A 362-nucleotide genomic window follows, 5' to 3' on the forward strand; every position below is an offset into this window, starting at 1 on the left:
CTGTTAGTTTATGCATATATTATACACTGCGGTTTTCAGATGCCAATCTTTTACAGATTACTCCAGTATAAGCGGCATTTACATTTTGGGCAATGAGGTTCTTTTATGTAATAACCATCAGTCTTTGGAACACTTTTTGGTGCAGTTTTAAGATTGTACCTGGTAAAACATCGGAAGCAGGTTACCTCTCCCACCTGTTGATCGGTGATCCACTCACCAGAGTAAAGCTCTTTCTTGTTTCTCATAATTCTCTCCCAAATCCTCTGCAATCTTATACCAAAATCTCCAGCCAGAAATCACACGGTAACACCTTGAGGATTGAATCTTTACTTGGCTCGGAAGTTCATTTTCCGTATGGGAGG

General features: G+C 40.1%; 1 protein-coding gene. It reads right to left on the minus strand.

Translation table 11 applies throughout. From position 1 onward, the window contains the following. Positions 1–50: 50 nt before the first annotated feature. Positions 51–245, minus strand: a complete 195-nt coding sequence (locus tag Y882_RS21030; RefSeq protein WP_046973400.1) for a hypothetical protein — start codon at positions 243–245, stop codon at positions 51–53. Between the last annotated feature and the right edge of the window lie 117 nt (positions 246–362).

Source organism: Dyella japonica DSM 16301 (genome assembly GCF_001010355.1).
Lineage (GTDB): Bacteria > Pseudomonadota > Gammaproteobacteria > Xanthomonadales > Rhodanobacteraceae > Dyella > Dyella japonica.